The organism is Geothermobacter hydrogeniphilus (genome assembly GCF_002093115.1).
Taxonomy (GTDB): Bacteria; Desulfobacterota; Desulfuromonadia; order Desulfuromonadales; family Geothermobacteraceae; genus Geothermobacter_A; species Geothermobacter_A hydrogeniphilus.
On the sequence record NZ_NAAD01000008.1, the window covers coordinates 62,333 to 89,076 of the forward strand.

General features: G+C 61.9%; 26 protein-coding genes. 8 read left to right on the top strand and 18 right to left on the bottom strand.

All coding sequences use genetic code 11. From position 1 onward, the window contains the following. Positions 1-337 precede the first annotated feature (337 nt). Genes B5V00_RS07860 through rpoH form a run of 7 tightly spaced genes read right to left on the bottom strand, consistent with a single transcriptional unit; the run spans position 338 to position 7,057 of the window. The gene (locus tag B5V00_RS07860; RefSeq protein WP_172399659.1) at positions 338-1,381 is read right to left on the bottom strand and encodes a BatD family protein; all 1,044 of its coding nucleotides are present in this window, start codon (positions 1,379-1,381) and stop codon (positions 338-340) included. After that, a complete protein-coding gene (locus B5V00_RS07865) occupies positions 1,378-2,742 on the bottom strand; it encodes a VWA domain-containing protein (protein ID WP_085010225.1) in 1,365 nt (454 codons plus the stop codon). Before B5V00_RS07865 ends, B5V00_RS07860 begins: the two co-directional genes overlap by 4 nt. Then, a complete protein-coding gene (locus B5V00_RS07870) occupies positions 2,739-3,719 on the bottom strand; it encodes a VWA domain-containing protein (RefSeq protein ID WP_085010226.1) in 981 nt (326 codons plus the stop codon). Before B5V00_RS07870 ends, B5V00_RS07865 begins: the two co-directional genes overlap by 4 nt. Next, positions 3,716-4,369, bottom strand: coding sequence for a hypothetical protein (locus B5V00_RS07875; protein ID WP_085010227.1), 654 nt, complete (start codon positions 4,367-4,369; stop codon positions 3,716-3,718). The genes B5V00_RS07870 and B5V00_RS07875 overlap by 4 nt, the downstream gene beginning before the upstream one ends. Next, entirely contained in the window at positions 4,366-5,202 is an 837-nt protein-coding gene (locus tag B5V00_RS07880; RefSeq protein ID WP_085010228.1) for a DUF58 domain-containing protein, read from the bottom strand. Before B5V00_RS07880 ends, B5V00_RS07875 begins: the two co-directional genes overlap by 4 nt. A gap of 23 nt (positions 5,203-5,225) precedes the next feature. Beyond that, the gene (locus B5V00_RS07885; RefSeq protein ID WP_245803931.1) at positions 5,226-6,227 is read right to left on the bottom strand and encodes an AAA family ATPase; all 1,002 of its coding nucleotides are present in this window, start codon (positions 6,225-6,227) and stop codon (positions 5,226-5,228) included. Continuing rightward, positions 6,200-7,057 (bottom strand): RNA polymerase sigma factor RpoH, encoded by an 858-nt coding sequence (gene rpoH / locus B5V00_RS07890; protein ID WP_085010229.1) that lies wholly within the window; start codon positions 7,055-7,057, stop codon positions 6,200-6,202. The genes B5V00_RS07885 and rpoH overlap by 28 nt, the downstream gene beginning before the upstream one ends. A gap of 179 nt (positions 7,058-7,236) precedes the next feature. On the opposite strand from rpoH, the gene crcB reads away from it, so the two are divergent. From crcB to mnmM, 4 genes are all read left to right on the top strand, one after another. Beyond that, the gene (gene crcB, locus B5V00_RS07895) at positions 7,237-7,608 is read left to right on the top strand and encodes a fluoride efflux transporter CrcB (RefSeq protein WP_085010230.1); all 372 of its coding nucleotides are present in this window, start codon (positions 7,237-7,239) and stop codon (positions 7,606-7,608) included. Between the two features lie 166 nt (positions 7,609-7,774). Beyond that, entirely contained in the window at positions 7,775-8,104 is a 330-nt protein-coding gene (locus tag B5V00_RS07900; protein ID WP_085010231.1) for a DUF190 domain-containing protein, read from the top strand. Between the two features lie 18 nt (positions 8,105-8,122). After that, positions 8,123-8,590 (top strand): tellurite resistance TerB family protein, encoded by a 468-nt coding sequence (locus B5V00_RS07905; protein ID WP_085010232.1) that lies wholly within the window; start codon positions 8,123-8,125, stop codon positions 8,588-8,590. Further along, on the top strand, positions 8,559-9,203 hold the full coding sequence (mnmM, locus tag B5V00_RS07910; RefSeq protein WP_085010233.1) for a tRNA 5-(aminomethyl)-2-thiouridylate-methyltransferase MnmM: 645 nt from the start codon (positions 8,559-8,561) through the stop codon (positions 9,201-9,203). The genes B5V00_RS07905 and mnmM overlap by 32 nt, the downstream gene beginning before the upstream one ends. A gap of 132 nt (positions 9,204-9,335) precedes the next feature. Here the strand turns inward: mnmM and B5V00_RS07915 are convergent, their stop codons facing one another. The 4 genes from B5V00_RS07915 to B5V00_RS07930 form a co-directional block, all read right to left on the bottom strand. Next, entirely contained in the window at positions 9,336-9,944 is a 609-nt protein-coding gene (locus B5V00_RS07915) for an NUDIX hydrolase (protein WP_085010234.1), read from the bottom strand. A gap of 12 nt (positions 9,945-9,956) precedes the next feature. Then, entirely contained in the window at positions 9,957-10,913 is a 957-nt protein-coding gene (locus B5V00_RS07920) for an NADPH:quinone reductase (protein WP_085010300.1), read from the bottom strand. Between the two features lie 240 nt (positions 10,914-11,153). After that, positions 11,154-11,822: a PAQR family membrane homeostasis protein TrhA gene (gene trhA, locus B5V00_RS07925; RefSeq protein WP_085010235.1), complete on the bottom strand. Its 669-nt coding sequence runs from the start codon at positions 11,820-11,822 to the stop codon at positions 11,154-11,156. Positions 11,823-11,971: 149 nt separating this feature from the next. Next, a complete protein-coding gene (locus tag B5V00_RS07930) occupies positions 11,972-12,319 on the bottom strand; it encodes a DUF4870 family protein (protein WP_085010236.1) in 348 nt (115 codons plus the stop codon). A 344-nt stretch (positions 12,320-12,663) separates the two neighbouring features. On the opposite strand from B5V00_RS07930, the gene B5V00_RS07935 reads away from it, so the two are divergent. From B5V00_RS07935 to B5V00_RS07945, 3 genes are all read left to right on the top strand, one after another. Next, positions 12,664-13,344, top strand: a complete 681-nt coding sequence (locus tag B5V00_RS07935) for a lipid-binding SYLF domain-containing protein (RefSeq protein ID WP_085010237.1) — start codon at positions 12,664-12,666, stop codon at positions 13,342-13,344. Between the two features lie 218 nt (positions 13,345-13,562). Continuing rightward, complete coding sequence (locus B5V00_RS07940; RefSeq protein WP_085010238.1) at positions 13,563-14,957, top strand: sigma-54-dependent transcriptional regulator; 1,395 nt, start codon at positions 13,563-13,565, stop codon at positions 14,955-14,957. 155 nt (positions 14,958-15,112) lie between these two features. Continuing rightward, entirely contained in the window at positions 15,113-16,942 is a 1,830-nt protein-coding gene (locus B5V00_RS07945; RefSeq protein ID WP_085010239.1) for an Npt1/Npt2 family nucleotide transporter, read from the top strand. A gap of 14 nt (positions 16,943-16,956) precedes the next feature. Here B5V00_RS07945 and B5V00_RS07950 read toward each other — a convergent pair whose 3' ends face one another. From B5V00_RS07950 to B5V00_RS07960, 3 genes are all read right to left on the bottom strand, one after another. After that, positions 16,957-17,343, bottom strand: coding sequence for a DUF302 domain-containing protein (locus tag B5V00_RS07950; protein ID WP_085010240.1), 387 nt, complete (start codon positions 17,341-17,343; stop codon positions 16,957-16,959). 62 nt (positions 17,344-17,405) lie between these two features. Then, positions 17,406-20,549: an efflux RND transporter permease subunit gene (locus tag B5V00_RS07955; protein ID WP_085010241.1), complete on the bottom strand. Its 3,144-nt coding sequence runs from the start codon at positions 20,547-20,549 to the stop codon at positions 17,406-17,408. A gap of 3 nt (positions 20,550-20,552) precedes the next feature. Continuing rightward, a complete protein-coding gene (locus B5V00_RS07960; RefSeq protein WP_085010242.1) occupies positions 20,553-21,980 on the bottom strand; it encodes an efflux RND transporter periplasmic adaptor subunit in 1,428 nt (475 codons plus the stop codon). 305 nt (positions 21,981-22,285) lie between these two features. Here B5V00_RS07960 and B5V00_RS07965 point away from each other — a divergent pair, with 305 nt between their 5' ends. Then, complete coding sequence (locus B5V00_RS07965) at positions 22,286-22,648, top strand: P-II family nitrogen regulator (protein ID WP_085010243.1); 363 nt, start codon at positions 22,286-22,288, stop codon at positions 22,646-22,648. Positions 22,649-22,746: 98 nt separating this feature from the next. Here the strand turns inward: B5V00_RS07965 and B5V00_RS07970 are convergent, their stop codons facing one another. The 4 genes from B5V00_RS07970 to B5V00_RS07985 form a co-directional block, all read right to left on the bottom strand. Further along, positions 22,747-23,283, bottom strand: a complete 537-nt coding sequence (locus B5V00_RS07970) for a PCYCGC motif-containing (lipo)protein (protein WP_172399660.1) — start codon at positions 23,281-23,283, stop codon at positions 22,747-22,749. Positions 23,284-23,363: 80 nt separating this feature from the next. After that, positions 23,364-24,419 (bottom strand): cytochrome b N-terminal domain-containing protein, encoded by a 1,056-nt coding sequence (locus B5V00_RS07975; protein ID WP_085010245.1) that lies wholly within the window; start codon positions 24,417-24,419, stop codon positions 23,364-23,366. Beyond that, on the bottom strand, positions 24,416-24,865 hold the full coding sequence (locus B5V00_RS07980) for a QcrA and Rieske domain-containing protein (protein ID WP_085010246.1): 450 nt from the start codon (positions 24,863-24,865) through the stop codon (positions 24,416-24,418). Before B5V00_RS07980 ends, B5V00_RS07975 begins: the two co-directional genes overlap by 4 nt. Next, entirely contained in the window at positions 24,862-26,493 is a 1,632-nt protein-coding gene (locus tag B5V00_RS07985) for a c-type cytochrome (RefSeq protein ID WP_139800703.1), read from the bottom strand. The genes B5V00_RS07980 and B5V00_RS07985 overlap by 4 nt, the downstream gene beginning before the upstream one ends. Positions 26,494-26,744 lie beyond the last annotated feature (251 nt).

The window sequence follows — 26,744 nt, forward strand, 5'->3', positions numbered from 1 at the left end:
AAAAGGGAAGGGCAGGGAGATTGCGATCATGGAGTCTCCCTGTAAATTTTTTACAGCCCCTGCCGGACCCGTCAGGCGGTGATCAGTTGTTTCGCCCGCCTGTGGCGGCACATAAAGGCGCCGTTTGCAGCAACTGCCCCGGCAGCGTCGAGGTCTGATGGCCAACCAGGCTTCGGTGGCAAAATTCTTCTCGGTCGGCATGGTGTCGAACAGCAATTTCAGAACTTTGCGCTACGGGGTCTTCGGACGAGAAAGTGCACGCAAAGGCCTTCATGTCAACCATTTTTTTTGTGCCCGAAAATTTTCAACAATCATGAACCTCTAAATATCACCTGTATCAGTTACGGAAATGCCCTCGTTTTGTTGTGAGGCCGGTCCTCAGCAGAGCGCGGCGGAGTTCGGGGGGAACTGAAACATCATCCGCCTGCCCGCCGGCGGCAAAACGCCGGTCACGCAGTTGCCAGTATCTCTCCAACTGAGTCAGCAGCTCTTCGGAACCGCCGGCGGCGGCCAGTTGCGCGAGTCGCTGGCGGCGTGGTTCACACGGATGCTCTTCGTCGAGCCAGGCACGCAGATGTCTGGTCCGTCTGGTTTGACGGTAAAGGAAGGCTGTGGCGAGAAGCATCAGCAGCGCGATTGTCGCGGGCAGCAGCCGTCGGGACGGTTGCTGCCCGTCGACGCCGGTCTGATGATAGCGGCCGGTTCGCGGGTCGAACCAGTTCAACCCGACTCGCAGTTCCCCCCGGCCGCCGTCGGCCGGAGAGTACAGGTAACGCAGTCGGCGGACGAAGATGTTCCCCCGGCGTTGCAGCTGTTCGTCGAGCAGCGTCAGGAGGTCTCCGGGGCGGGCCGACAACGGTGATTGCGCCCGGGTGAGGTCGGCGTCACCGTTTAATTCCAGCACCACCTGCCGCCGTCCCCGGCCGACCTCGTCCACCAGCCGGTAGTCCAGTTGACCGACCATGCCGCTGAAACGGGCCGGTTTTCCCAGCTGCGGCAGGGGGCGGACATGGATCTGCAGGGGGGCGGGCTGCATGCGGAGGGATCTTCCCCCGGCTGTTGCCGCCGTCAGCAGCAGGGGGCCGGAACGCAGGGGCCTGACCAGCCGTCGCAGGTTTTCGACGACCTCGTCCGAGCGGGGCCCGGTCCGGCGGTGGACCGTCCCCGGGAGCTGCGCTTCAACAGCCAGTCCTGCCACTGCAGGCCAGTTGACATTGATTATGCCGCTGAGCCGGTCGCGGTGGACTGCCACGCTCAGGACGAACGCTTCCCCGAGGTAGGGCTCGGGATTCGAGACCAGCAGCCTCGCGCCGGGCTCGGCCCGGCTTGCGGTTGCGATCAGCAGCAGGGCCGTGATGATGAAGGGGAGTTTTTTCATCACCAGTCCTTCTCCAGGATACTGTCATGGATGGTGAGCGTTTCCGGCGCCGTCTCGGTTTCAGAGAAGGGTTTGATGACTGTGCCCCTGAGCATCTCCCGGGCTTCCGCGGCCGACAGTTTCCGGTTGTTCCCCGATGGCTCCGGGCGCTTTTGTCGTCCGTCATTCCCGTCACCTGCCGGTTGCCGGGCCAGCTGCCGGATGGCGAAAGAGAGATCAGCGGCACTGTCGTCCGCTCCGGGGTCGGCAAGCAGGGCTGTTTCACAGCGGCGGAGTGCGTCCCGATAGCGGTGGGCGGCAACCAGGCTGCTGCAGGCGTTGTGCAGTGCCGCGGCTCGTTCCCCGCCGGTAAGCAGTGCCGCCGAGCGGTCGAAGAGCCGCGCCGCCGCGACCCGGTCCGACTGCTTCAGCCCCCTCTCGAACAGCGTCCGGCCTGCGTCACTGCCGGTATCCCGGTCGCAGCCGCCGAGGACCAGCAGGACGGCCAGGACCAGCGCCCCGCTGGTTTTTCGGGGTAGGTCGATCTGCCGCAGGAACAACAGCAGCAGGGCCGGCAACAGCAATGAGATATTGTCGAGAGGACGCGGCGATGCCGGCGGACGCCAGCGCTTGAGCAGGCTGGAGATTGCCGGTGTCGTGCCCTCGTCGGGCAGCAGCCGACCGCCGGTTTGTTCCGCCAGACGTTTCAGTCTTGCCGGATCGGGGGGCGAGACCGCCGGTTGCCCCGCCAGGGTCCGTCCCGGGACCGGGCGCGGCTGACGATCCCCGGGAAGGATCGCGTAAACGGGTATATCGTTCGCGACTCGCGGGGCGGGGGTGGCCACGGTCCGCTCGCCATCGCTGAAGAGCAGGATTGCCTTCTCGCCCCTGACGCCTTCCAGTTGGCGATGGGCGAGTTCCAGGGCTTCCTCCGGGGCTGACCCGGGGGCAGCGACCTGGCCCGGCTGCAGGGCGCGGAGGAAAAAACGCAGGGCCTGGTGATCGTCGGTCAGGGGGACCTGGGTGACAGCTTCGCCGGCGAAGGGGATGAGAGCTATCTGCGCGCCGGGAAGGCCGTCCAGCAGAGCGTTGACTTCCTGGCGTGCCAGGTCAAGGCGACTCAGCCCTTTGTCGCGCAGCCCCATGCTGGGTGAAACATCGATCGCCACAGCCACCGCAAGCGCCGGCTGTGTGCGGGGTGCGGCGCGTCCTTCGTTCGGCAGTGGCTGCATCAGCAGTCCGAGGGCGGCCAGGCTGAAAAGGTCGTAACACAGGCGTGACCAGCTTGTGCGGCGGATGAAGGCCGCCTGCCGGCCGCGACAGAAGGTCCATTCACGCCAGCCGAGCAGCAGCGCCAGGGAGACCGGCAACAGCAGCCAGGTCATGGCAGCCTCCGCAGCCAGCCGCGGAACAGCAGCAGTTCCAGCAACAGCAGCGCCACCAGCCAGGGGCGGATCAGCGGTGCGAGGGGACGGTCGTGGTTGATCGTCTGTTCCTCCAGGGGACTTTTTTCCAGTTTGTCGATCTGTCGGTAAACCTGTTTCAGCGTGTCGGCGTCGGTCGCCCGGAAGAATTTTCCGCCGGTCTGTTGAGCGATCGCCTGTAGCAGGGGTTCGTCGAGGGTGGCCAGCCGGGCCCGGCCGGGGTGTCCCGGCGGCAGCGGGCCGCGCGCGGTGAAATGCAGCGGCGCCCCCTGTTCGGTTCCGAAGCCGATGGTGTAGATGCGGATGCCGAGCGCGGCCGCCGTCTTGCCGGCAATTGCCGGCGCGAGGCGGCCCCGGTTCGACCGGCCGTCGGTAAGCAGGATGATGGCGCGGCTGCGGGCGCGGGAATCCTTGAGCCGGTCAGCGGCCGCCGCCAGCGCGTCGCCGATCGCGGTTCCGGTGCCCCGTTGCTCGGCCTGAACCGCGCGCAGTCGTTGCGCGATCTGTTGCCGGTTGCCGGTGGCCGGGGCAAGGAGAAACGGGGTGCCGGCGAAGAGAATGACGCCGACCCGGTCGTTGCGCCGTCCGGCGATGAAATCGGCGGCCGCTTCACGGGCAACCGTCATCCGGTCCGGGGGGATGTCGGCGGCTGTCATGCTGGCCGAAATGTCGAGGACCAGCATCATCTCGATCCCTTCCCGGTTGATGCTGGTGGTCGTTCGGCGCAGCACCGGTCCGGCCAGCAGAATCAGCAGCAGGGTCAGCAGCAGCGCGGACAGGTACGGCTGCAGCCGGGCGAGGCGCAGTTTCCAGCCGGGTCGGCGCGCCTGGAAGACCCGCAGGCTGGAGACGGTCAGTGCCCGGCGGCCGGTTCGAAAGGGCAGCAGCGCCAGCGGCAGCAACAGCAGCCATAACGGGTTGGACCAGAGCAGGTTCATTTCTCTTTCTCCAGTTCCGTCAGGCGTTGCCGCCAGGCGTCCAGTTCCTCACCGGTCGGTGGATAAGGACCGAAACGCCACGCTGTCAGCATCTTCTGCAGCTGCGTTTTGCCACCACCGGGGGGCAGCGTCTCAAGCCGGTCGGCCATGTCCGCGAAGCGGTTGTCCCCGACCTCCGTCGGCCCGGTCCGATGCTTGCGCATCAGCAGCAGTCCGGCCGCCGCCGTGGCCGGCAGCAGGCCCCACCACCATGCACCGGGCAGCCTTTCACCCGTGGGCAGGGGGCGAAGGGCGCTCGGTTGCCGGATGTCACGATAGGGGTCATCGATGTCGATCGTTCGGGAGGGAGAATTCCAGCTGCGGCTTCCTTTGTACAGCGGGAATTCGGGGAGTCGTGCCGGACCGGGACGCAACGGCAGCAGGGTGATGTGCAGCCGGTCCTCTTCGATGACCGGTCGGCCGAGCAGGCGGAAGGGACGCAGATCGGGATAGTCGCTCAGCTGCCAGTCGGTTCCGGGGAGTTGAACGGTGATCTCAAGAGGCGTCCCCAGTCGGGGCGGATCGGGTTCGATCCGCAGCGGATTTACCGCGGCGCCCAGCAGCAGCGGCAGCATCCCCGCCAGCAGCAGGCCGTAGAATCGGCGTTTCATGACCGTCTCCGGCGTCGCAGGAAGAAACGGCGCAAGGGCGGCAGAACGGGGTGTCCGCCTGCCAGTTTCAGCAGCTCGATTCCACAACCGCGCAGGGTGGTGGACAGCTGTTGATCCTCCCGCTGCCAGAGCAGGTGGCTGGTGCTGCCGTCGCAGAGGGTTGCGGCACCGGTTTCGGCATCGCGCAGCAGCAGCGGCGCTGCCGGCAGCCGCGCTTCTTCCGGGTCGCGCAGCAGCACCGCGATCAGGTCATGGCGGGAGGCGACACGCTGCAGCAGGGCTGTCGGCAGCGCGGCGTGGAAATCGGACAGCAGCAGGATCAGTCCCGGTCGGCGCAGCAGACGCAACGCCTTGTCGAGGGGCGGAGCCAGACGGGTGCCGGTCGCGGTTCGCGGATGATCATCCAGTCGTCCCAGCAGACGGTGGACCTGGGTTGTGCTGTTGCCCGGCGGCAGCACCAGTTCGGTTTCTTCGGCGAATCCGACCAGGCCGACCCGGTCACGCTGGGCAACGGCGGCAAAGGCGAGCAGCGCGACGGCCTCCTGCAGCAGCGCGAACTTGACCGGGGTGATCGAGCGCGACAGGTCGGTCAGCAGCAGCACCTGGCGACTGCGTTCCTCCTGGTAGCAGCGGATGTGCGGCTGGCCCTGGCGGGCGGTGTGGTTCCAGTCGATCAGGCGCGGGTCGTCTCCCGGCTGGTAGGGGCGCAACTCGGCGAATTCGAGTCCCTGGCCGCGAAAGCGGGAGCGTTCTCCACCGCCCAGCAAACCGGCCAGCTGCCGTCGGGAGGTCAGCTCCAGTTGCCGGATCTGTCTGCTTCGCGAAAGGGTCATGGCGGTCGCCGGCGGGTGAGGTGTCAGGGTGTCGGAAGGGTTTTCAGCAACTGGTCGATGATCTGATCGGGGGTGTGTCCGTCCGCTTCCGCTTCGTAGCTGAGCAGCAGCCGGTGACGCAGTACCGGATGAGCGATGCTGTACAGGTCGTCGGGGACCACGTAGCTGCGGCCGCGGATGAAGGCCAGCGCCTTGGCGGCCCGTGCTAGGGCGATGCTGCCGCGCGGGGAGATGCCGTGGGCGATCAGAGGGGCGAGCTGGTCGGCGCCGAAGCGTTGCGGCTCACGGCTCGCGGCGGTCAGGTCGAGCAGATGGTCAAGCAGCTCCGGCGCCAGGTGGATCTCCCGCACCTGTTCGCGGGCCGCGGCCAGCTGCTCCCTGCCGATGCGCAACCGCGGGGTCGGGGCGCTGCCGGAGCTGTGGGCGATCACCATCCGCTGTTCCGCCTCGCGGGACGGATAGTCAACATGCAGTTTGAGAAAAAAACGGTCGAGCTGGGCTTCCGGCAGGGGGTAGGTTCCCTCCTGCTCCAGCGGATTCTGGGTGGCCAGGACGAAAAAGGGGTCGGGCAGCCGGTGGCTGGTTTCGCCGAGGGTCACCTGGCCCTCCTCCATGGCTTCGAGCAGCGCCGACTGTACCTTGGCCGGGGCGCGGTTGATTTCATCAGCCAGCAGCACCTGGGTGAAGACCGGCCCTTTGCGGGTGCGGAACTCTCCGCTCGGAGGATGATAGATGGGGGTGCCGGTCAGATCTGCCGGCAGCAGGTCGGGAGTGAACTGGATACGCTGGAAGTCGAGGTCGAGCAGTCTGGCCAGGGTTTTTGCGGCCAGGGTTTTGGCCAGGCCCGGTACGCCCTCGATGAGTACGTGGCCGCCGCACAGCAGGCCGACCAGCATGCCTTCGATCAGGGACTGCTGACCGTGGACGATCTCTTCGGCGGCGGCCAGCAGTTCCGGGATGAAGGCACCGGTTTTCCGGACGCGGGCATCATCCCGGGTCAGGCGGCTGTGGGCGGACTCAGGCACTGAAGTGCCTCCTTCATTTTTTTCAGGGCATTCTGCTCGATCTGACGGACACGCTCGCGGCTGATGCCGTAGCGGTCGGCCAGCTCCTGCAGGGTCAGGGGCGGATCGTCCAGCAGGCGTGCCGCAACAATATCACGTTCCCGGGGCTTCAGGCGAGACAATGCCTCGCCGACCTGTTTGCGACGCTGCTCGTCTTCCTGTCGCTCTGCCAGCAGTTCTTCCTGGTTGGCGCGTTCATCCGCCAGTGAATCCATCAGGCTGTAGTCATCCCCGTCGACCAGTTTCAGGTCCAGGGAGGCATCCCGGGCGTGCATCCGCTGTTCCATTTCCTCGACTTCGGTGGTGCGGACATCGAGTTCGGCGGCGATCTCTTCACTGTTGCTGCCGCCGGTAAGGCGTTTCAGGGCCTCGCGCGTCTGGTTGAGTTTGAAGAAAAGCTTCTTCTGTGCCTGGGTGGTGCCGATCTTGACCAGCGACCAGCTTTTGATGATGAAGTTCTGGATATAGGCCCGGATCCACCAGACCGCGTAGGAGATCAGGCGGATGCCGCGATCCGGATCGAATTTCTTGACCGCCAGCATCAGGCCGATGTTTCCTTCCTGGACCAGGTCGAGCAACTTGCAGCCGTAGTTGCGGTATTCGTAGGCGATCTTGACCACGAAGCGCAGGTTGCCGGTGACCAGGCGCTCGGCGGCGGTCAGGTCGCCCTGGTCGCGGTAGCGGCGGGCGAGATCGATTTCCTGCTCTGGAGTCAGCAGTTCGAAACGATTCACCTGGGCCATGTAGTGTTCGAAATTGTCGCTGACAACAGCTAGCGCGAGGTCGCTCATGTCGTCACCTCCAGGATGTTTTCTTTTGTAAGATCAAGTCATTGGCACTCTCGACCGGAGAGTGCCAAATCTTTATAGCAAACTCTTCCGCCGCTGGCAAGAGGTCCGGGCAAGATCGGAGGTTGACAGTCCCGGTTTGCCTTCCGATAATGTCGCGAACCCTCAGGAGCTACAGAGTCATGCAAATCCTCTATATCGGTTTGTTCGGCGCTTTCGGCTGCGTCTCCCGTTACCTGGTGTCCGGCTGGGTCTATGCCCTGGCGGGTCGTTCTCTGCCCTGGGGAACCCTGGCGGTCAATGTTGTCGGATCGCTGCTGCTCGGTTTCCTGATGGAGTCCGGCCTGCGCAGCACCCTGCTGCCGGCGCAGGTGCGGATGGGCATCACCACCGGTTTCATGGGCGGCTTCACCACCTTTTCGACCTTTTCCTATGAAACGGTGCGATTGATGGAGGAGGGAAGCACCCTGCAGGCCGGGGCTAATGTTGTTCTCAATATGACGGTCTGCGTGGTCTTTGCCGGTCTGGGCATCTATCTCGCCCGCCAGCTCTAGCTGATGAAAGACGTCCATCTGCGGTGTTGCCCTCACCCCGTGTCAACGACGTACCTTCCGGTACGCCTTATGCCGCAGGGCTTCGGACACCTTGCATCTGAACATTTTTGCTCAGCCTGGGGGACGACTTTTTCAACACCCTGCCAGTCAATTTTGGGGAGGACTCATGACGCGACTCGATGGTGAACTGACCCTGATGCGGATTTTTTTCGGCGAATCGGATCGCTGGGAAAAAAAGCCGTTGTACGATGCCCTGCTGGCCCTGTTTCGGGAACGGGGCCTCGCGGGGGCGACGGTCATCAAGTGCGCCGCCGGTTACGGCGGCGGCAGCGTGCTGCACACCGACAAGCTGCTGCGTTTTTCATCCGACCTGCCGGTGATTGTTGAAGTGGTCGACAAGCAGGAAAAAATTGATCTGCTGCTGCCGGAACTCGACCGCATGATCACCGGCGGCATGATCACCCTGGAAAAAGCCCGGGTGATCCGTTACTTCTGACCAGAACCGGGAAAACTCATGTTTCACAAACTCCTCAGTCTTCTTTCCGCCGGGGCGGGAACCGCGGCCGCCGAGCATCGTGATCGTATCCAGGTCGCGGTGGCGGTGTTGTTGCTGGAGATGGCTCACGCCGATCGAAATTTTCAGCCCCTCGAAGTCCACCTGGTCGAACAATTGCTGCAGGACAGATTCGGTCTCTCCGTCGAAGCCGCCGATGAACTGATCGCCGCGGCCGAAGAGGTGCGTGCTGAAAGTTTCGACCTGCAGCAGTTCACCAGTCTGATCAACCGGCACTTCAGCATCGAGGAAAAGCTCAAGGTGATGGAGGGCCTCTGGCGGCTGGTCTATGCCGACGGCGAGCTGGACAAGTACGAGGATGCCCTGGCGAGACAGCTGGCCGGGCTGCTGCGGCTCTCTCCCCGCCAGGCTATCGACCTGAAGATCAAGGTCCTCGATGAGATCGCCCCGGACCGCCACTCCTCCTGAGTCCCTTGCTCCCCGTTCTTCCCTCGGCCGGGTCGTTGTTCTTGCGCAGCGGCTGCTGGCCGAAGTGATCCGGCCTGATGCCCGGCTGCTTGACCTGACCGCCGGCAACGGTTGCGACAGTCTCTTTCTGGCCCGTCACCTGGGACCGGACGGTCAGCTGCTCAGTTTCGATATTCAGCTGTCGGCAATCGAGGCCACTGCCGTCCGCCTGGCCGCCGCCGGTTTTCTTCCACGGCGGGTGGCCACCCGGGTGCCGCTCCACGAGCCGGGCTGTCAGCTGATCCATGACGGTCACCAGTTTCTCGACGCCTATCTCACCGGGCCGGTTGCCGCCGCCATCGGTAATCTCGGCTACCTGCCGGGCGGAGACAAGCAGCTGATTACCCGCGCTGAGACCACCCTGGAAGCCTTGCGCGCCCTCTGGCCCCGCCTGGAAGCGGGCGGGCGCCTGGCACTGGTCCTCTATCCCGGTCATCCGGGCGGGGATGAAGAATGCGCCGCGGTCGAGTGGGAATGCGCCGGGCTTCCGGCCGCCGCATTCGACGTCATCAGACTGCAGGTCTACAATCGCCGCCGGGCGCCCTCTCTCCTGGTTGTCGAGCGCCGTTTGTGACGCTAAAACCTTAAGGGATGGGGTGGGGGAGCGCCTGCGAGTATGACGTGCCGCGTTCCCAGCGGATTTTTCGGTCGTTTTTGGGCCGAAAGTTTTCATCCTGCCCTCACATCTCACATCTCACATCTCACATCAGTCATCCATGATCTGCAGCCGCTCCCGGTCCCAGCAACCGAGCAGCACCAGTAATTGGGTCACCAGCCGGTAGGTGATGCCCCACAGTACCGGACGGCCTGGACCGAGCAGGTCGATGGCCCGCGCGGTACGCAGCCGACCCTGCCAGTGGAGACTGATTTCTCCGTGGCGGGAGGGGTCAAGCAGGTCGTCGCAGGGGAACCAGAAACAGTCCGTGACTTCTTCGTTGGGGGATAGTTGCGGCATCACCGGTATCCGGTAGACGAAACAGGCGACCTGGATCGGCAGGTAGGCGCCGTGGATGTCGTCGAGGCGTCCAATGCACCAGTCCCGCTTCAGCTGCAGGCCGACCTCTTCCCGGGTTTCACGTTCGGCGGCGGCCTGTTCATCGGCATCTTCCGGGTCGACCCGCCCGCCGGGGAAGGCGAGGTTTCCCGACCAGGGGTCCCGCGGATGGCTGGCCCGTTCGATGAAGAAGATCTGCAGGCCGTCCCGGCACTGGTGCAGCAGCAGCGCGACCGCCGCCCGCTGTTTGCTGCCGGCGGCGGCCAGTTGCGGTTCGTAGTCGGCGAGAACCCGGCGAATTTCTTCCAGTGTGATCAGCATCGTCGACAGCCCTCAGGGGATCAGCACGATTTTTCCCAGGGTATGGGTCTCCAGGACCTCGTGATGGGCTTGGGCGGCCTTCTCCAGCGGCAGTTCGCGGCTGACGCGCGGCGTCAGCACCCCGCTCGCCAGGGCTGCGTCGAGGGCGGCGTGGGTGCGGTGATGTTCTTCTTCACTGGCGGCGAACAGCGACATGCCGCGGATGTCGGTTTCCTTGCCCATGGTCAGGCGCGGATCGATTTCAATGCGGCCGCGGCTGCCGACGATCACCACCCGGCCGCGCGGGGCGAGCAGCAGCAGGTCCCGCTCCAGGTTGACGTTGGCCAGCATTTCGAGGATCAGATCGACCCCGCCGGTCACCTCGGCCAGTCGGTCGGCGTAACCTTCCGCATGGTGGTTGAACACCGCCGCGGCGCCGGCCTGGCGGACCAGTTCCTCTCCTTCAGGGCTGCCGGCGGTACCAAAAACCCGCAGCCCGGCGGCTTTGGCCAGCTGGACCGCGGCCAGGCCGGCAGCGCCGCTGGCGCCGTGAATCAGGACCTTCTCGGCCGGTCTGGCGTCGCCGCGGATAAAGAGCGCCCGCCAGGCAGCCCCGGCGGGGATGGCGACCGCCGCCCCCTGGGCGAAGCTGACCGCATCGGGCAGCGGGTGGAGCTGGTCGGGACGGCAGAGGGCGTGTTCGGCGTAGGTACCGGTCAGCGAGCCCGACAGCCAGACCCGGTTGCCGGGTTCCCATCCCGTGACGTCATCACCGACCGCCTCGATGGTGCCGGCGGCATCGAAGCCGGGGACGTAGGGGGTCTGTGGCAGCACCGGGTAGACTCCGGCACGAATATAGGTGTCGACCGGGTTGACGCCCGCCGCTGCGATCTTCACCAGGATTTCACCGGACTGGGGCCGGCGGGCTTCGATCTCGCCGACCCGCATGGTTTCAGGTTCGCCGAAACTGTTGACCAGGACTGCGCGCATGATGACCTCCTGAATGGAATCTGGATCAGGGAGTCCTTTGTCGGCGGACAGCACTTGCACTCTCCATCCAACAGAAACCCACTGATTCAGGTGGAAGTAATGTTGTGATCTTGATTCAGGGATTTGCTCCGCTTCATTTCTAGCCGGTTTGGCGGGACTTGGCAAGCAGGACTCTCGTTTGCGGCGGTGCGGCAGGCGACCGCCAGCCTTGCGGGGCGGGCAAGGCTGGCGGGATCCGGGTCAGGTTAGGACCTTGTCCGGGATGACGTACCAGAGAATGGCGAAAAAGTGCATCGTGCTGCCGGCCAGGACGAACAGGTGCCAGATGGCGTGGTTGTAGGGCAGCCGGTCCCAGGCGTAGAAGACCACTCCCCCGGTGTAGGCGAGACCACCGAGGACCAGCAGCAGCAATCCGCCGGGGGCGAGCCCGGCCATCAGCGGCCGGGCGGCGATGACCACCACCCAGCCCATGGCGATGTAGGTGGCGACCCGCAGTACACCCATATTTTTGGCAAAGGTGGTTTCGCAGATGATGCCGACCAGGGCGAGTCCCCAGACCACGCCGAAGATGGTCCATCCCCAGGGACCGTGCATCGAGATCAGGGTGATCGGAGTATAGGTGCCGGCAATCAGCAGGAAGATGGCGGCGTGGTCGAGGGTGCGGAGGATATTTTTGGCCGACACATGCTGGATGCTGTGGTAGAGGGTTGAGGTCAGATAGGAGAAGATCAGGGTGGCGCCGAAGACGCTGCAGGTAACAATGTGCCAGGTGTTGCCGCGGGTGCCGGCGTAGGCGGACAGGACGCCGAGCCCGCCGATGGCGAGCAGCGTGCCGATACCGTGGGTGATACTGTTGGCGATCTCTTCGCCGGGGCTGTACTCGGAACAGGTATCGTGGGGGGCTGCCATGGGTAAAACCTCCTTGGCAAGGGTGTGACCAGACATATGGGGTCGCGCAGGGTTAAGCAAACGTTAGCACGCTATTCGGGGGACGGCGAGCCCATGACCAGGAGTTTTACAGAACTTTTACCCGTCTTCGGTGAGTCGTGACCATGCCTTTATCGCAGGTACATCGGCCGGTTTTCCGACAGTTTCAGCCAGCCGTTGACGATCCGGTAGATGAGCCAGATGCCGGTGAGGACGAGAATGAAGTAACCGATGACAAAGGTGAAGGTGATGCCGCCGAGGATGCTCCAGAACAACCCGAACCAGAAGGTCCGGCGTTGCCAGCGGAAGTGGGATTCAACAAAAGTGCCCTTTACCAGATCGGCCTTGAGATAGTTGAGAATAATGCCGATAATGGCGGTCAGGCCGAAGATGAAGGAGGCTGCCTGCAGGGCATAGATAATGGTTGCCATTTTCCGGGCGCGGCCGGTCGGATCAAGGGTGACGGCTTCGTCGTTCATGAAGTCCTCCTCGAGAACAGGGATATGACAGAGCAGGTATTTCCATAAATTGTAACGGATTTTTCCTCTCTGTCATCTTTGATGCTTTCGCAAAAACATCAAGAGTGTTGGCTAAGCAAAAAGCGCCAGCAGCAAGGCGCGCGATTGTCGCGCAATGAGGCGTACTTACGTACGTTGAAGCAGCGAGACAAACGCAGCAACGCAGCTGCTGGTGAGTTTTTGCGACGCCATCATCTTTCGGTTATCGTTTGCGGGGGATTTGCAGTTAGAATGAATCATCGGTCTTGACACGTTTCCCGTCCTGGGTGAAGGTCCTGATCCAGGTAACCAAAAGGAGTCTGTTGATGCGTTTTTTCCTGATTTTCCTGTTGTTGCTGCTGTTCGTGTCACCTGTTCAGGCGGCGAAAAAACAATCGCAAACGGTTCTTGACGCCATCGAGGTTGTGCATGAGATCAACAAGATTCCCGAACAGGGGATCCCGCCGGCACTGCTGAACGATGCCTACGGCCTGGCGATCATTCCCGGGATGCTCAAGGCCGGTTTCATTATCGGCGGCAAATTCGGCAACGGAGTCCTGCTTACCCGTGGGACATCGGGCCGTTGGAATAATCCGGTCTTCGTCTCCCTGATCGGCGGCAGTTTCGGTTGGCAGATCGGTGCCCAGTCGACCGACGTGATCCTGGTCTTCATGACCGAAAAGAGCATCAACGATGTCTTTGAGGGGAAAATAACCCTCGGCGTCGATGCCGCGATTGCTGCCGGTCCGGTCGGTCGCCGGGTCGAGGGTTCGACCGATATCACCCTGAAGGCGGAGATCCTTTCCTATTCGCGCAGTCGCGGCCTGTTTGCCGGGGTCTCTCTCGAAGGAGCCTCGCTGGCGGTGGATGACGATGCCGACGGTGCTTTCTACGGTCGCGAGGGAATTCGTCCCGACGAGATCCTGAAACTCGGCTACGGCCGTCTGCCGATTCCGGCCAGGAGCCTGCTCGATACCCTCAACCGGAGCGCCGCCAAAGGGAAGTGACGATCGTTGCGGAGAGATTCCCGTGCCCTGAATGGATACGGATGCGGCAAGCAGAAAACGGCTGCCTGTTCAGAGTTTTGAGAAAATTCTCCACCGGATGTTGAATATTCTTCATCGCGCCTTTGTCTGATCTTGTAACAGGTTGAATTTAAACGGTGTTGTCTTCGGCACGCAGTTTGAATATCCAGCTGCAGCAACGGAAGCAAAGGAGGCGACATATGCCGGAACGTGGTGGGACCATCCTGGTCGTCGATGATGATGCCGGTCTGCGCAGGGTTATTCAGCACAACCTGGAGGAGGCGGGCTACAATGTCATGCTGGCGGAAGACGGGGAAACAGGGTTCCGGCTTTTTCAGCAGACCCATCCCCGGTTGGTGCTGACCGATGTCCGTATGGGCGGACTGGGCGGCCTGGAGCTGTTAACCCGTATCAAGGCCTACAGTCCGGACGCTCTGGTTGTTGTGGTCACCGCCTTCGGTTCCCTGGAGGAAGCCGTCAAGGCGATTCGTCTCGGTGCCTATGATTATCTGGGCAAGCCTTTCAGCCGCGAGCAACTCGTCCTTGCGGTTTCCAAGGCACTTGCCTTTCAGGGACTGACCCGGGAAAACCGTAAACTGAAAGCCGCGCTCTCCTCCCGGAAACACCGGGTGCTGCTGGGGGATTCCCCGCAGATGCAGGCGGTGCATAACCTGATCCGCAGGATGGCGACCGCCGAGGCCCCGGTGTTGATTCTCGGGGAAAGCGGTACCGGCAAGGAGTTGGTAGCCCGGCAGCTGCACCGACAGGGAGCGCGCCGGAAGGGGCCTTTTGTTGTCGTTAACTGTGCCGCTATCCCGGAAAAACTCCTGGAAAGTGAGTTGTTCGGGCATCTGCGCGGCGCTTTTCCCGGTGCCGCGCGCAACCATCGGGGAAAGTTCGATCAGGCCGATGGCGGCACCCTGTTTCTTGACGAGGTCGGTGAACTGCCGGCCGAACTGCAGTCCAAGCTGCTGCATGTCCTGCGGGAGAATGAGATTACGCCGGTCGGCGGCAAGGCCCATCGGATCAATGTCCGCGTCATTTCCGCAACCAACCGCAACCTTGAAACAGAAATCAGCTGTGGGCGCTTCTGCAGAAACCTGTACTCCCGGTTGGCTGTTCTGCCGTTGTCTTTGCCGCCGTTGCGTGACCGGGAGGAGGATATTCCTCTGCTGGCCCAGCATTTCCTCGATCGTTACAGTGGCGACCGCAACCTCTCTCTGAGTCGGGAGGCCCTGAGTGCCCTGCAGTGCTATCCCTGGCCAGGCAACGTGCGTGAATTGGAAAACCTGATGGAACGGTTGGCGATTCTGGCCAGGGCCGATCTGGTTGAGCGGGATGAGCTGCCCTTGAAAATACTGACCTGCGGCATGTCGGGAGCCCGTCGGGTGGTCCACCTGCCCCCCGACGGCTATTCACTGGAAGAGATCGAGAAACAGGCGATTCTTCAGGCCCTGGCGCTCTGTTCCTGGAACCGGACCAGAGCCGCGGAATTTTTGCGGATCTCAAGCCCCCTGCTGACGTCCCGGATTGAAAAATACGACCTGGTTCCCGAACAGCGGGAAGCCGCGGGAATTTCCCTGGAATCTTCATAGGAGTCGGCCGGACCTTTGGGTTCCGTTGTTGACTCTGTATCGCGCTCCGAACTCGTCGGCACAGGTTCCATCGTGCTGGATGCGGAGCGGCCAATTTTCATCCCGGCAGTATCCTGTGACCAGTTGATGCCACCTTCACATGGGACCTGCTCTGTATGACGCATGAGAATTTTCAGCATAAATCTTCGATTCTGATCGACTGGCTCGGGTTACGGCGGGACGAGCTGCAAGTTTTCGTTCTGGCGACCCTGGCTCTGCTCTGCATCACTGCCTCCAATGTTCTGTTCGGCAATTACGCCGAGACGACTTTTCTGAAGCGTTTCGGCGTGCATTTTCTGCCGACCATGATCCTGATCAATGCCGTTGTGACCTTCTTCGTGATGAGCCGGGTTGGTCGCTGGCTGACGCGGATGTCCGGCCAGACGCTGCTGAGCCGGACCCTGGTTTTTTGCGCCCTGAGCGCGGCCCTGGTCAGGCTGATGGTTCCCCTGGGGTGGCCCCTGCTTTATCCCCTTGTTTATGTCATGAAAAGCCAGTATGAACTGCTGCTGGTTTTTCTTTTCTGGAACCTGGCCAACCAGGTTTTTTCCACCAGACAATCGAAAAGGATGTTTCCGCTGATGGTTTCCGGCGGACTGGTCGGCGGCATTGGCGGCAGTGTCGCCACTCCCCTGGTGGCACGTCTCGGTTCCGTGGACAATATCCTCTGGGTTTACCTGGGCGGTGTTCTGAGCGCGACGGTGCTGATTCGGCTGATGACCCGGACGGTGCGGGCGGCCGCGGGTGCCGAGAAGGTCTCCGGGAAGGAGCACGGCAGGTCATCGCTGTTTGCCGGCATGCGCCAGGCGCTTCCGGTGATGCGTCGTTCCCATCTGGCGCGATGGCTGGTGCTGCTGGCGCTGATTCCGAACATCCTGATTCCGCTGCTTAATTACCAGGTCAGTTTTGCTGTCGATATGACCTATGCCAACGAATCCACCATGCTCGGGTTTTACAGTTTTTATCGCGGTGCCCAGTTCGTTCTCGCGTTGCTGGTGAGCCTGTTTGCCGGGCGGATTTATGCGCGATTCGGTTTGTCCGGGGGGTTGCTGGTCCATCCTTTCAACTACCTGCTGATCTTTGTCGGATTCATGCTGCAGTTCGATATTTTTACCGCGGTTTACGCCGGAATCAGTTCCGGAGTTATCCGCCGAGCGATTCAGACTCCGGCCCGGGCGGCCCTGAACGGCCTGTTTTCTGATGAACAGCGGGTGGCGCTGATGCCCTTTCTGCGCGGTGTCGTCGTGCGTGTCGGCATTCTGATCGGCGCGGTTTTTGTGCTGATCTGCCAGTCGGGATATTTCGTGGTTTGCCGGTTTCCCCTGCACCCGCAGAATCTGGCCCCTTTCGGTTTCGGTTTTGCCCTGCTCTGGTTGATGGTTGCCCTGCGGATGAAAAAGCACTACCCCGAACTGGTGCTGGAGACCCTCGGCTGGTACGGACCGGAGCGCGGCAGGATCAACTTCGCGCCCGAGGTTGTGCGCGCCGCCCGTAAGAAACTGTTTCTGGCCCGGCGCCGTCTGGCCCAGGCGGTTGCCGTGGGGCAGCAGAACGACGGTGTCCATGCTGACAGGCTGGTGGAACATCTGCGCGACACGGCGGCCCGGCTTGCCTTTGAGGTTCTCTGTGAGTTGGAAAACTGGGATTCTTCGGGACGCCTGAGAACCGTGCGGGAGGCCCTGCAGGGGGGAGACGCGCGGCACCGCGCCAACGCACTCGAAGCCCTGGAACAGCTTGTCCCGCACAGCTTGGCGTATGGTCTGGTGCGGGGGCTTGAGAAAGACCTGCAGGGAGGCTGGAGCTACCCGGGGCCGGTGCTGCAGGTTCTGGCTGTCGACGACGATCAGACCACCAGGGAGCTGGTGCGCTGCCTGCTCGGCCGCGTCGCGGACGGCCAGGAGGCATCAGCCGGACGTTCTTCAGCAACCGGGTCCATGGTCAACTGATATCCGGATCGGGATCAGACGCGTTCGATCACCTGCTGCAGTTTATCCCGCACCTGTCCGGCAATATCCGCCAGGTCCGGGTTTTCCACCGCCTGCATCGAGGCCATGGGGTCCACGGCCGCGATTTCGGTTTCGCCCTTGTCGGTGGTGCGGATAATCACATTGCAGGGCAGCATGGTGCCGATGTTCGGTTCGGCCTGCAGCGCCCGGTAGGCAAAATGAGGATTGCAGGCGCCGAGAATCTTGTAAGCCGGCATCTCTTTTCCCAGTTTCTTCCTGATCGTAGCCTGCACATCGATTTCCGTCAGGACTCCAAAACCCTCTTCCGCCAGCTGCACTCGGACTTTTTCTTCTGCTGCTTCGACCGTGCAGGGAACAATTTTGTTGAATGTGTAGCCCATCTTTATCTCCTTTGACCGGATCTTGAGGACTGTTGCAGGAAAAACAAATGGTCCGCGAAGAATTATTCTTCGCTGGCGGTTCCCTGCGGTTGTTTGGTTCTGTGCAACTGCCAGGAACGCCATATCAGGTAGACGACCGGAACCAGAATGAGAGTCAACAGGGTTGCTGAAACCATCCCGCCGACCATCGGTGCGGCGATTCTCTTCATCACCCTGGCGCCGGTTTCCTGACTCCACATGATCGGCAACAGGCCGCCGATGATGGCGCAGGCGGTCATGGTGATCGGACGAACGCGTTCCGCGGCACCTTCCAAAATTGCATCATAGAGTCCCGCCTTGTCAAGAGTCCCCTCCTCGGCACACTTCTTCTCGAAAGCCCGGTCGAGGTAGATGATCATCACGACGCCGATCTCGACGGCGACACCGACCAGGGCGATGAAACCGACCATGACGGCGACGCTTATATTGTAGCCCAGCAGGTACATGAACCAGATGCCGCCCAGGACCGAGAACGGTACCGTCAGCATGACGATCAGAACTTCGGTCAGGTTGCGGAAGTTGAGGAAAAGCAGCAGGAAAACAATCAGCAGGGTGACTGGAACCACCACCTTGAGCCGTGCCCGCGCCTCCTGGATGTACTCGTACTGGCCGCTCCACTGGATGCTGTATCCCGGCGGGATGGTGATTTTCTCCTCGACCAGTGCCTTGGCTTTTTCCACGTAACTGCCGACATCCTGGTCGGAATTGATGTCGACATAGATCCAGGCCTGGGGCCTGGCCCCTTCGGTCTTGATCGAGGGCGGACCCATGCGGGGGAAGATGTCGGCCACCTGCTCGATGGGGATCTGGGCGCCGGTCGGGGTGGCGATCAGCACGCGACGCAGTTCTTCCGGGTTGTGGCGCAGATCTCTCGCGTAGCGGACATTGACCGGATAGCGTTCGAGCCCTTCGACGGTTCTGGTGACATTCTTGCCACCGATGGCCGACTGGATGACGTCGTTGATGTCATCGACGGTCAGCCCGTAACGCGCGGCCTGGTCGCGCTTGATGACGAAATCGAGATAATAACCGCCGGCGACGCGTTCGGCGAAGACACTGCGGGTTCCGGGCAGCCCGCGCACCACTGGTTCGATCTCTTCGCCGAGTTTCTGCAGGACCTTCAGGTTGGGACCGGTCAGCTTGATGCCGACCGGGGTCTTGATGCCGGTGGAGAGCATGTCGATGCGGGTCTTGATCGGCATGACCCAGGCGTTGGTGACCCCGGGCAGGCGAACCAGACGATCGAGTTCGTCGGACAGTTTTTCAATGGTCATGCCCGGTCGCCACTCCTCCTCAGGTTTCAGAATGATGGTGGTTTCGAGCATTGAAAGGGGTGCCGGGTCCAGCGGGGAGCGGGCTCGGCCGACCTTGGCCAGCGCGTGCTTGACCTCCGGCAGGGTCATGATCAGCTGGTTGGTCTGCTGTGCGACCGCCGTCGCCTCCGTGATTGAGACCCCGGGGAGCATGGAGGGCATGTAGAGCAGATCCCCCTCGTTGAGCGGCGGGATGAACTCGGAACCGAGCTGCCGGTAGGGGATGATGGTCAGCACCAGGAAGGCGAGGGCTGCGGCCAGTACCACCCAGCGCAGTCTCAGCGCGGTTTTCAGGACCGGTCGATAGAGCTTGGAGAGAATGCGATTGACGGGGTTCTTGTGCTCGGGAAGAATCCGGCCGCGGATCAGGTAGCCCATCAGGACCGGTACGACGGTGATCGACAGGATGGCTGCCGCCGCCATCGAATAGGTCTTGGTGAACGCCAGGGGAGTGAACATGCGGCCTGACTGGCCGGTGAGAGCGAAGACCGGCAGGAAGGAGACGGCGATGATCATCAGGGAGTAGAAGAGCGCCGGTCCCACCTCCTTGGTGGAGTCAACGATGATGTCCCAGTGGGGTTTCTTGTCCCGATCCCGTTCGAGATGCTTGTGGGCGTTCTCGATCATGACAATCGCGCCGTCCACCATGGCGCCGATAGCGATGGCAATACCGCCGAGGGACATGATGTTGGCACCGAGCCCCTGGAAATACATGATCGTCATGGCGATCAGGATGCCGACCGGCAGGGTGAAGATGGCGACAAATGCCGAACGCAGGTGCAGCAGGAAAACCACGCAGACCAGGGCGACAATGATGCTCTCCTCGATCAGTTTGCCGCGCAGGGTGTTCTGGGCACGGTGGATGAGGGCCGAACGGTCATAGATGGGGACGATTTCAACGCCCTCCGGCAGGCCGGGCTTCAATTCCTCGATCTTCTGCTTGACCCGGTTGATGACGTCGAGGGCGTTGTTCCAGTAGCGCATTTCGACAATGCCGACGGCGGCTTCTCCGAGCCCGTCCAGGTCAATCGCCCCGCGCCTGATTTCGGGTCCGAGACTCACGTTCGCGACATCCCGGATCAGAATCGGCGTGCCGTTCATGTCGACACCGACCGGGATCTGTTCAATATCCTTGACGCTTTCGATGTAGCCGATTCCTTCCACCATGTATTCGGTCTCGGCGTATTCCACCACCCGGCCGCCGACATCGTTGTTGCTGCGCCTGACCGCGCGGATCACCTTGCTGAGCGGCAGGTCGTAGGCCAGCAGCTTGTTGGGATCGATATTCACCTGGTACTGTTTGACGAATCCACCCACCGAGGCGACGTTGGCGACCCCCGGTACGGTCTGCAGCTGATAGCGCACGTACCAGTCCTGCAGACTGCGCAGTTCGGAGAGGTCGTGTTGGCCGCTGTGATCGACTAGGGCGTATTCAAAGACCCAGCCGACCGGGGTGGCGTCGGGGCCGAGGACCGGTGTTATGCCGGGCGGCAACTGATTTTGTACGAAGCTGAGGTACTCAAGCACCCGGCTGCGTGCCCAGTAGATGTCGGTGCCGTCTTCGAAGATCACGTAGACGAAGGAAAGGCCGAAAAAGGAGTAGCCGCGTACAACCTTGGCGTTGGCAACTGCCAGCATGGTGGTGGTGATGGGGTAGGTGACCTGGTCCTCGACGATCTGCGGCGGCTGTCCCGGCCACTCGGTGAAGATGATGACCTGGACATCGCTGACGTCCGGAAGGGCGTCCAGAGGGATGCGTTCGAAAGCGAAGATCCCGGCGCCGATGGCGGCGACCACCGCGAGGGCCACCAGGAACTGGTTGCGAACCGACGCTTCGATCAGTTTACGCAGCACGCGTCACTCCTTGGGATGGCGGGCGGGCATGGCCATGGCGTCAGGGCCGTTCATCTTCTTCGACATGCCCCCGCCGGTTTTATCCATGTCGGGCATTTTCATGCCGGGCATGGCTTGCTGCTGCTTGCCGGTGGTCGGTGCCATCGTCGGCGGAGCCTGGCGCATCTTGTCGATGGCGGCCTGCAGGCTGCTTTCGGAGTTGATCAGGAACTGGGCCGAGGTCACCACCTGATCCCCTTCCCGGAGGCCTTTGAGAACTTCGAATTCGTCACCGACCTGGGCTCCCAGCTTAATTTCGCGCGGGGCGAAACGATCGCCGTCGAGGGCCACCAGCGCGATGTCCCGTACACCGGTGCGGATAATGGCCTGAACCGGGACAGCGAGTCCCTGCCGGTTGATGTCGACTTTTATCGATACATTGGCCCACATGTCGGGCTTCAGGTCGAAATCGTCGCTGTTGGGGAAGGAGATGCGTACCTGCAGGGTGCGGGTCATGTTTTTCAGGTAAGGATAGATATAGATGATTTTCCCGCGATAGGTTTTTCCCGGCTGGTAGGCGAGGGTGATCTCCGCCTCCTGCCCCAGTTTCAGCCAGGGGGCTTCGTATTCGTAGATGTCGGCGTAGACCCAGATGGAGGAGATGTCGGCAATTTCGTACAGGTCCTGGCCGGGTTTGACGTAGCCCCCCTCCGGGACATTTTTGCGCACGATGATGCCTTTGAACGGTGCGTGCAGCGCCATGGTGCGGGTAATTTCACCGCGTTCGCGCAGAGCCCTGATCTGGGCCTCGGTGATATCCCAGTAGCGCAGTCGCGCTTCGGTGGCCCGCAGCAGGCTGTCGGCTCCCGCGGAGATGCCTGAAATCGGACTCTGCTGCAGTCGGCGCTGGTACTGCAGGGCGACCAGGTATTCCTCCTGGCTGGAGACCAGGTCCGGACTGTAGATGGTCAGCAGCTGCTGGCCCTTTTCAACCACCTGGCCGGTGAAGTTGACCTCCTGCCGCTCGACCCAGCCGCCGATTTTGGGAGTGATCCTGCGGACCCGGGTTTCGTCATAGGCGACCCGGCCGATGGTGCGAATGTTTCTGTTCAGGTTTTTGCGGACCAGTGTGACTGTCTTCACGCCGATGTTCTGCCTGGTTGCCGGGTCAATGGTGATCGTCCCCGGTGGTCCTGATGCTCCCGCTCCCTCATAGACCGGAACCAGATCCATACCCATGCGGTCCTTGCCCGGTTCGGGGTAGGTTTCGGTCGGGTTCATGGGCGAGCGCCAGTAGAGAATCTTTTGTCCCTGCTGGGAGGCTGAAGGTTCGGACGAAGGCTGTGTGAGATTCAGAAAGTAGAAGGCTGTTCCGCCGACAGCGAGAATAACGGCGGCCAGGGTGATAATAATCCAGGTGATCCAAGGACGCTTCCGGTTCGTGCGATTCATGGATGAACCCACTTTTTGGAGGATATTGACAAGCTGTCGCAGCCGATATTCTACACCGGCCCTGTCGGCGGAGGCCGGAACTGAAGAGGGTTGGAAATGACCGTTCCGCAGAATATGGCTAAAATGTTGCCGACGTAAACCTCTGTTTGAAATCTACCAGATCTGAACAGTCTTGCAAGACGACTATCCTGAAAGACCATGGGAAGGCCCGTTCGGAAGCAGCGGCTTGCCAACTCAGATTCGGGTATTAAACTTAAAATAAAACGGTTGTTGGGGGGGGCACCAGATTCCGAGGGAGGTACGCTATGAAAGAGATTAAGGCCTATATCCGCACGAGCGCCCTTGAGGCGGTAATCGAAAACCTGCAGAAACATGGTGCGCCCGGCGTTACCGCCATCAATGTCCATCCGGTCGGGTACGGTTTCGATTCGCGGCATCCGCTGAAGCTGAGGGAAGCCAAGGTTACCGAGAAGTATTATGCCGTCACCAAGCTTGAGCTGGTCTGTGATGCGGAGGAGTTGGATAACTATGTCGATGCCATCGTTGAAGCCGCGCACACCGGGACATCAGGAGACGGTCTGATTTTTATTTCCGATGTTGATGAGGTGGTCAAAATCCGCAACCGTGGTCGGGGAACCAATATTGCCGCGGTGTCGGCAGAGGTGTAAGAAGGCCCTCCCCGTGACAGGGAGGGCCGTGCTGCCGCGCGTTTCTCCACGGCAAAATCTCCTCCGGGGAAACCGGGCAGAAAGAAATCCTGGTCGATTCAGATTTCCCCCCGTTCGTGCATTTCGATCAGGCGCTCGAATTTGCGTTCCATGCCGCTGATGATCTCCGCGTGGCTTGCTCCCAGGTCATCCCACAGGAACGCCAGCAGCGCCTGCCTGACGCAGATGTTGCATTCGCTGGCGTGGGAGTCAAAATCCCCGCCGATCTGACCTTTCTGCCAGAAGCAGTAAAGCAGGTTGTCATGTCCCATGCGGTTGCAGAAGCAATAACAGGGGATGATACGATCCTTGTCCGTGACGTTGGCTGTGCCGAGCAGGTCCGGGTTCTTGACCGCGACCTTGTAGCTGATTTCAATCGGATCGTCGGTGTAGACGAAGCTTGGAAACCGGTATTTCTCCCAGTCTTCGTCCGGGTACTTCTGTTCCAGCCGGGCTTCGACCCGGTCTGCCAGATCCTCCAGCGACATCGCGTAGATGCGTTCGAATTCCTTCTTTTGCGCGGCATTCATGGCCAGCAGCGGGCTTGCCGGCAACAGCAGCCCCAGCGTTGTCAACAGGACGATGACATGTTTCATGGTTTTCTCCATTGCGATAGTGTCTCCTGGTTTCAGTTTACCCTGCCCGGCGGGCAGTTTCTCAGTTTATCCCGTGAATCTCAACCGCCGCCCGGCGGCCAGACCCAGCTCCAGTTCGGACCCCGGCACCAGAGCCCGATGGCGATGAAGACCAGCTGGGAGCAGAGCATCAATATCAGCAGCAGCTGCCAGGGACGGGCCCCGGGTGCCAGCCACCGGCCGCCCCCCCGTTCTCTCCGGTCAAGCCAGGGCAGCAGGGCTAAAAACAGGATCATCAGGCTCGGGATAATCACGCCTCCCCAGGTGGCTGAATAGCTGACCATCTCCTGGAATCCGACGAAGTACCAGGGGGCCTTGGCCGGGTTGGGCGGATGTCCCGGATCGGCTCTTTCACCCAGGGGGGCATTGAGCCACAACGCGAGCAGCAGCAGGACCGTCAGGGTGATCAGGGCGACGCTTCCTTCCGCCCGGTAGAGCCAGGGGCGGGCGGGGAGTTCGGCGGGGGTTTCACTGGGGGCGGCCAGCCCGCCGTCCCTGCGGACGCGCCACAGGTGCAACCCCGCCAGACCGACCAGTCCGCAGGGGACCACCGCGGCATGAATGGCGAACGCGCGCAACAGGGTTTCCGCGCCGATCTCTTCTCCGCCGAGCAGGAAGACCTTGAGGGGATGGCCGAGCAGCGGCAGGTAATCGGCGAGGCTGGAACCGACCTTCAGCGCCCAGTAGGCAAGTTGATCCCATGGCAGAAGGTAACCGGTGAAGGCGCCGGCGAAAATCAGGAACAGCATCAGCAGGCCGTAGCACCAGTTCAATCGCCGGCCCCGGTAGCCGGCGGTCAGGGCCACGCGTGCCAGGTGCAGGACCGCGAGGATCAACAGGGCGTTGCCGGCCAGGTAGTGCAGGTTGCGCAGCAGGGTGCCGAAACGCAGAGTCGTGGTCAGGTGCAGGATGCGTTCATAGGCCCGTTGCTGGTCCGGCAGGTAGTAGAGCAGCAGGGTCAGCCCGGTGATCAGCAGGATGCCCAGGCAGGTCAGGGCGGCGATACCCAGTCCCAGGGTCGTTTTCGGGTGCAGGCTGCGCAGCCTGACCCGGGCGGGATGCAGGTGGTCGAGAAAGTTGCGTTGCGGGCCGTTCATGCCGGGCTCTCCTCGCGCGGGTGCCAGAACGGACTGGTCTGCTTGCGTCCGCTGAGGACCCAGATCGCGCCGTGATGCAGGCGCAGCCGGTGCCACGGCAGGTCACGCGTGGCCGGGCCGTTGTAGACCTGGCCGCGGGGGCCGAATTCCGATCCATGGCAGGGGCAGTAAAACCCGCGCTCGTTGACGGTGACCAGGCAACCGAGGTGGGTGCATTCGAGGCTGATGGCGGCGATTTTTTTCGGTGAAACCAGCAGGGCGACCTTCATCTGCGGCAGAGGCACTACCCCGTCGGGAGGTAGCTGGTCGATCGGCAGCAGACGCTGCCAGCGGGCTTCGGAGAATCGCCTGGCCCCGGACCAGATATCGAGCAGGACGGCGCCGCCGAACAGGCCGAGAAGCGCCAGCAGCCCCTTTAACAGCCTGCGTCTGATCAGATCACTCATGGTTGTTCTCCCATGGACAGTCTGCGGACTTCGCGAAGCAAGGCCCAGATCTGTTGTTCATTCAGTTCGCCGAGCCAGGACGGCATGGCGGTGCCCGGTACGCCGTAGGTGATGGCTCTCAGCAGCTGGTTGTCACTGCGCGATACGAGGTAGCCGGTGTTGGTCAGGTTGCGTGGCGACGGTTGCAGCCGCAATCGCGCGGCGTCCGGACCGCGGCCGGTCCCGCTGCGACCGTGACAGCGGATGCAGTATTGTTGGAACAATTGTTGCCCGGCTGCCGCGGTGAGTGCGAATTCCGGCTTCGGCGGCAGTTCCGGCAGTCTCCGCTTGGCGTAGCGATCCCCGCCGATAAAGGCTTTGAACAGCAGGTTAAGCAACATTTCCCGCCGTTCGGGGGACAGCAGCCGGGCAAAGCCGGGCATCGAGGTTCCGGGTATCCCCTGCGCCAGACTCTGCTGCAGTTCCTTGTCGGATTTGTCGGCGAAAAAGTTGCGGTTGTTCGCAAAGGCCCGCGGCATCTGTGCCAGGTTGGCAGCGATCGGCCCCAGGCCGTTGCCGTCGGCGGCGTGACATCGCTGGCAGAGCAGCATGTACAGGTCGCGGCCCTCGGCGGCTTTGGCCAGGCGGGTCTGTTGAAGCCGATCGGCGTTTTGGCGCAATTCCTTTACCAGCAGGCGTTGTTCCGTGGCTGTCAGGCGGATCGCCGGCATGCGCGTGCCGCCGATCAGGGCTGTCGGATCGCCGGGGAAGTCGGCCAGGTATTTGTCGGTTCGCAGCAGCCCGCTGTAGCTCAGGTCCGGTCCGATACGGCCGTCGTCCCGGTTGTAACGATGGCAGGCGATGCAGCGTTTGCGCTGCAGGAGAGCCTGCCCCGGAGAAAGTTGTTCGCTGCCGGGGAACAGATCGTCCGGTTGCAGCAGGCTCTTTTTCTGCAGTTGAGCCATGGGCGTCTGGAACAGTGGACGGGCGGTGCGGCTTTTCAGGAACAGGGCGATGTTGCGGGCCTGACGTTTCGATAACGGATAGCGCGGCATGGTCGAATTGACCGGCTCCCGGTCCGGATCGCGAATGGCGGTCACCAGTTGATCGATCCCCAGGTGGTCGCCGACGGCCGTCAGGTCGGGGGCGTAACGGCCGCTTTGTTGCAGCCCCGCAAGCGGATGGCAGCTGTCGCATCCTTTCTGCAGGTACAGGCGGTAGCCGTTCCAGGCTTTTTCAGCGCCGGCCAGGGGCTGCAGGGGATGGCAGCGGTAGCAGCTCGCCTGAATATCCTTTTTTTTCAGAATGGCGCGGGCGCCATTGCCCGGCAGCCCGTGGGAAACAACCAGGTCAAGCGCCATCCCCTCGCCGAGATGACAGCCGGTACAGCCCAGCTCCGCAGTTTCATGTGGTGCGATGTCGGGGTGCGGGCTGCCGGTTGCGGTGCTCCCTTCCGGGTGGCAGGAGGTGCAGTGTTCACGTACCGGGGTGCCGCCGAGATTGATTGTGACATCGGCAATGTCGCCGTCGAGCGGCCAGGGGTTGTGGCTGATCCCCATAAACAGAATGGTTCCCAGCACAGCGAGAGCCGCGGCCAGCGCCGCGATGTAGAGTGGGGTGACCCAGCGTGGAGGAGACGGTTGATTCATGATCGCCAAATAGGTTCAGCTTTTATGCCAGCATCAATGTTCACAAAATATACAAGAATTTCCTGTAATTACAATGGATTGTGTGATGGTAGGGTTTTGTTTCGCCCTCATGCTCTCAAATTCGCGCAACGAGCCATGTAGAGTATTCTTCACTTTGCTGTCGAATATTCAGCAAATCCGCTTCCGGGAGTTCTCTCCGGGGGTTCCGAAGTTGATCTGAAGCTCGTAAAAACAGCAGGTTCTTTCTGTCG

What these genes read in the sequence shown, in the direction of transcription:
- B5V00_RS07865 (WP_085010225.1), bottom strand. Translation starts at nt 2,742, where the DNA reads ATGACCTGGCTGCTGTTGCCGGTCTCCCTGGCGCTGCTGCTCGGCTGG.
- B5V00_RS07870 (WP_085010226.1), bottom strand. Translation starts at nt 3,719, where the DNA reads ATGAACCTGCTCTGGTCCAACCCGTTATGGCTGCTGTTGCTGCCGCTG.
- B5V00_RS07875 (WP_085010227.1), bottom strand. Translation starts at nt 4,369, where the DNA reads ATGAAACGCCGATTCTACGGCCTGCTGCTGGCGGGGATGCTGCCGCTG.
- B5V00_RS07880 (WP_085010228.1), bottom strand. Translation starts at nt 5,202, where the DNA reads ATGACCCTTTCGCGAAGCAGACAGATCCGGCAACTGGAGCTGACCTCC.
- rpoH (WP_085010229.1), bottom strand. Translation starts at nt 7,057, where the DNA reads ATGAGCGACCTCGCGCTAGCTGTTGTCAGCGACAATTTCGAACACTAC.
- crcB (WP_085010230.1), top strand. Translation starts at nt 7,237, where the DNA reads ATGCAAATCCTCTATATCGGTTTGTTCGGCGCTTTCGGCTGCGTCTCC.
- B5V00_RS07900 (WP_085010231.1), top strand. Translation starts at nt 7,775, where the DNA reads ATGACGCGACTCGATGGTGAACTGACCCTGATGCGGATTTTTTTCGGC.
- B5V00_RS07905 (WP_085010232.1), top strand. Translation starts at nt 8,123, where the DNA reads ATGTTTCACAAACTCCTCAGTCTTCTTTCCGCCGGGGCGGGAACCGCG.
- mnmM (WP_085010233.1), top strand. Translation starts at nt 8,559, where the DNA reads ATGAGATCGCCCCGGACCGCCACTCCTCCTGAGTCCCTTGCTCCCCGT.
- B5V00_RS07915 (WP_085010234.1), bottom strand. Translation starts at nt 9,944, where the DNA reads ATGCTGATCACACTGGAAGAAATTCGCCGGGTTCTCGCCGACTACGAA.
- B5V00_RS07920 (WP_085010300.1), bottom strand. Translation starts at nt 10,913, where the DNA reads ATGCGCGCAGTCCTGGTCAACAGTTTCGGCGAACCTGAAACCATGCGG.
- trhA (WP_085010235.1), bottom strand. Translation starts at nt 11,822, where the DNA reads ATGGCAGCCCCCCACGATACCTGTTCCGAGTACAGCCCCGGCGAAGAG.
- B5V00_RS07930 (WP_085010236.1), bottom strand. Translation starts at nt 12,319, where the DNA reads ATGAACGACGAAGCCGTCACCCTTGATCCGACCGGCCGCGCCCGGAAA.
- B5V00_RS07935 (WP_085010237.1), top strand. Translation starts at nt 12,664, where the DNA reads ATGCGTTTTTTCCTGATTTTCCTGTTGTTGCTGCTGTTCGTGTCACCT.
- B5V00_RS07940 (WP_085010238.1), top strand. Translation starts at nt 13,563, where the DNA reads ATGCCGGAACGTGGTGGGACCATCCTGGTCGTCGATGATGATGCCGGT.
- B5V00_RS07945 (WP_085010239.1), top strand. Translation starts at nt 15,113, where the DNA reads ATGACGCATGAGAATTTTCAGCATAAATCTTCGATTCTGATCGACTGG.
- B5V00_RS07950 (WP_085010240.1), bottom strand. Translation starts at nt 17,343, where the DNA reads ATGGGCTACACATTCAACAAAATTGTTCCCTGCACGGTCGAAGCAGCA.
- B5V00_RS07960 (WP_085010242.1), bottom strand. Translation starts at nt 21,980, where the DNA reads ATGAATCGCACGAACCGGAAGCGTCCTTGGATCACCTGGATTATTATC.
- B5V00_RS07965 (WP_085010243.1), top strand. Translation starts at nt 22,286, where the DNA reads ATGAAAGAGATTAAGGCCTATATCCGCACGAGCGCCCTTGAGGCGGTA.
- B5V00_RS07970 (WP_172399660.1), bottom strand. Translation starts at nt 23,283, where the DNA reads ATGAAACATGTCATCGTCCTGTTGACAACGCTGGGGCTGCTGTTGCCG.
- B5V00_RS07975 (WP_085010245.1), bottom strand. Translation starts at nt 24,419, where the DNA reads ATGAACGGCCCGCAACGCAACTTTCTCGACCACCTGCATCCCGCCCGG.
- B5V00_RS07980 (WP_085010246.1), bottom strand. Translation starts at nt 24,865, where the DNA reads ATGAGTGATCTGATCAGACGCAGGCTGTTAAAGGGGCTGCTGGCGCTT.
- B5V00_RS07985 (WP_139800703.1), bottom strand. Translation starts at nt 26,493, where the DNA reads ATGAATCAACCGTCTCCTCCACGCTGGGTCACCCCACTCTACATCGCG.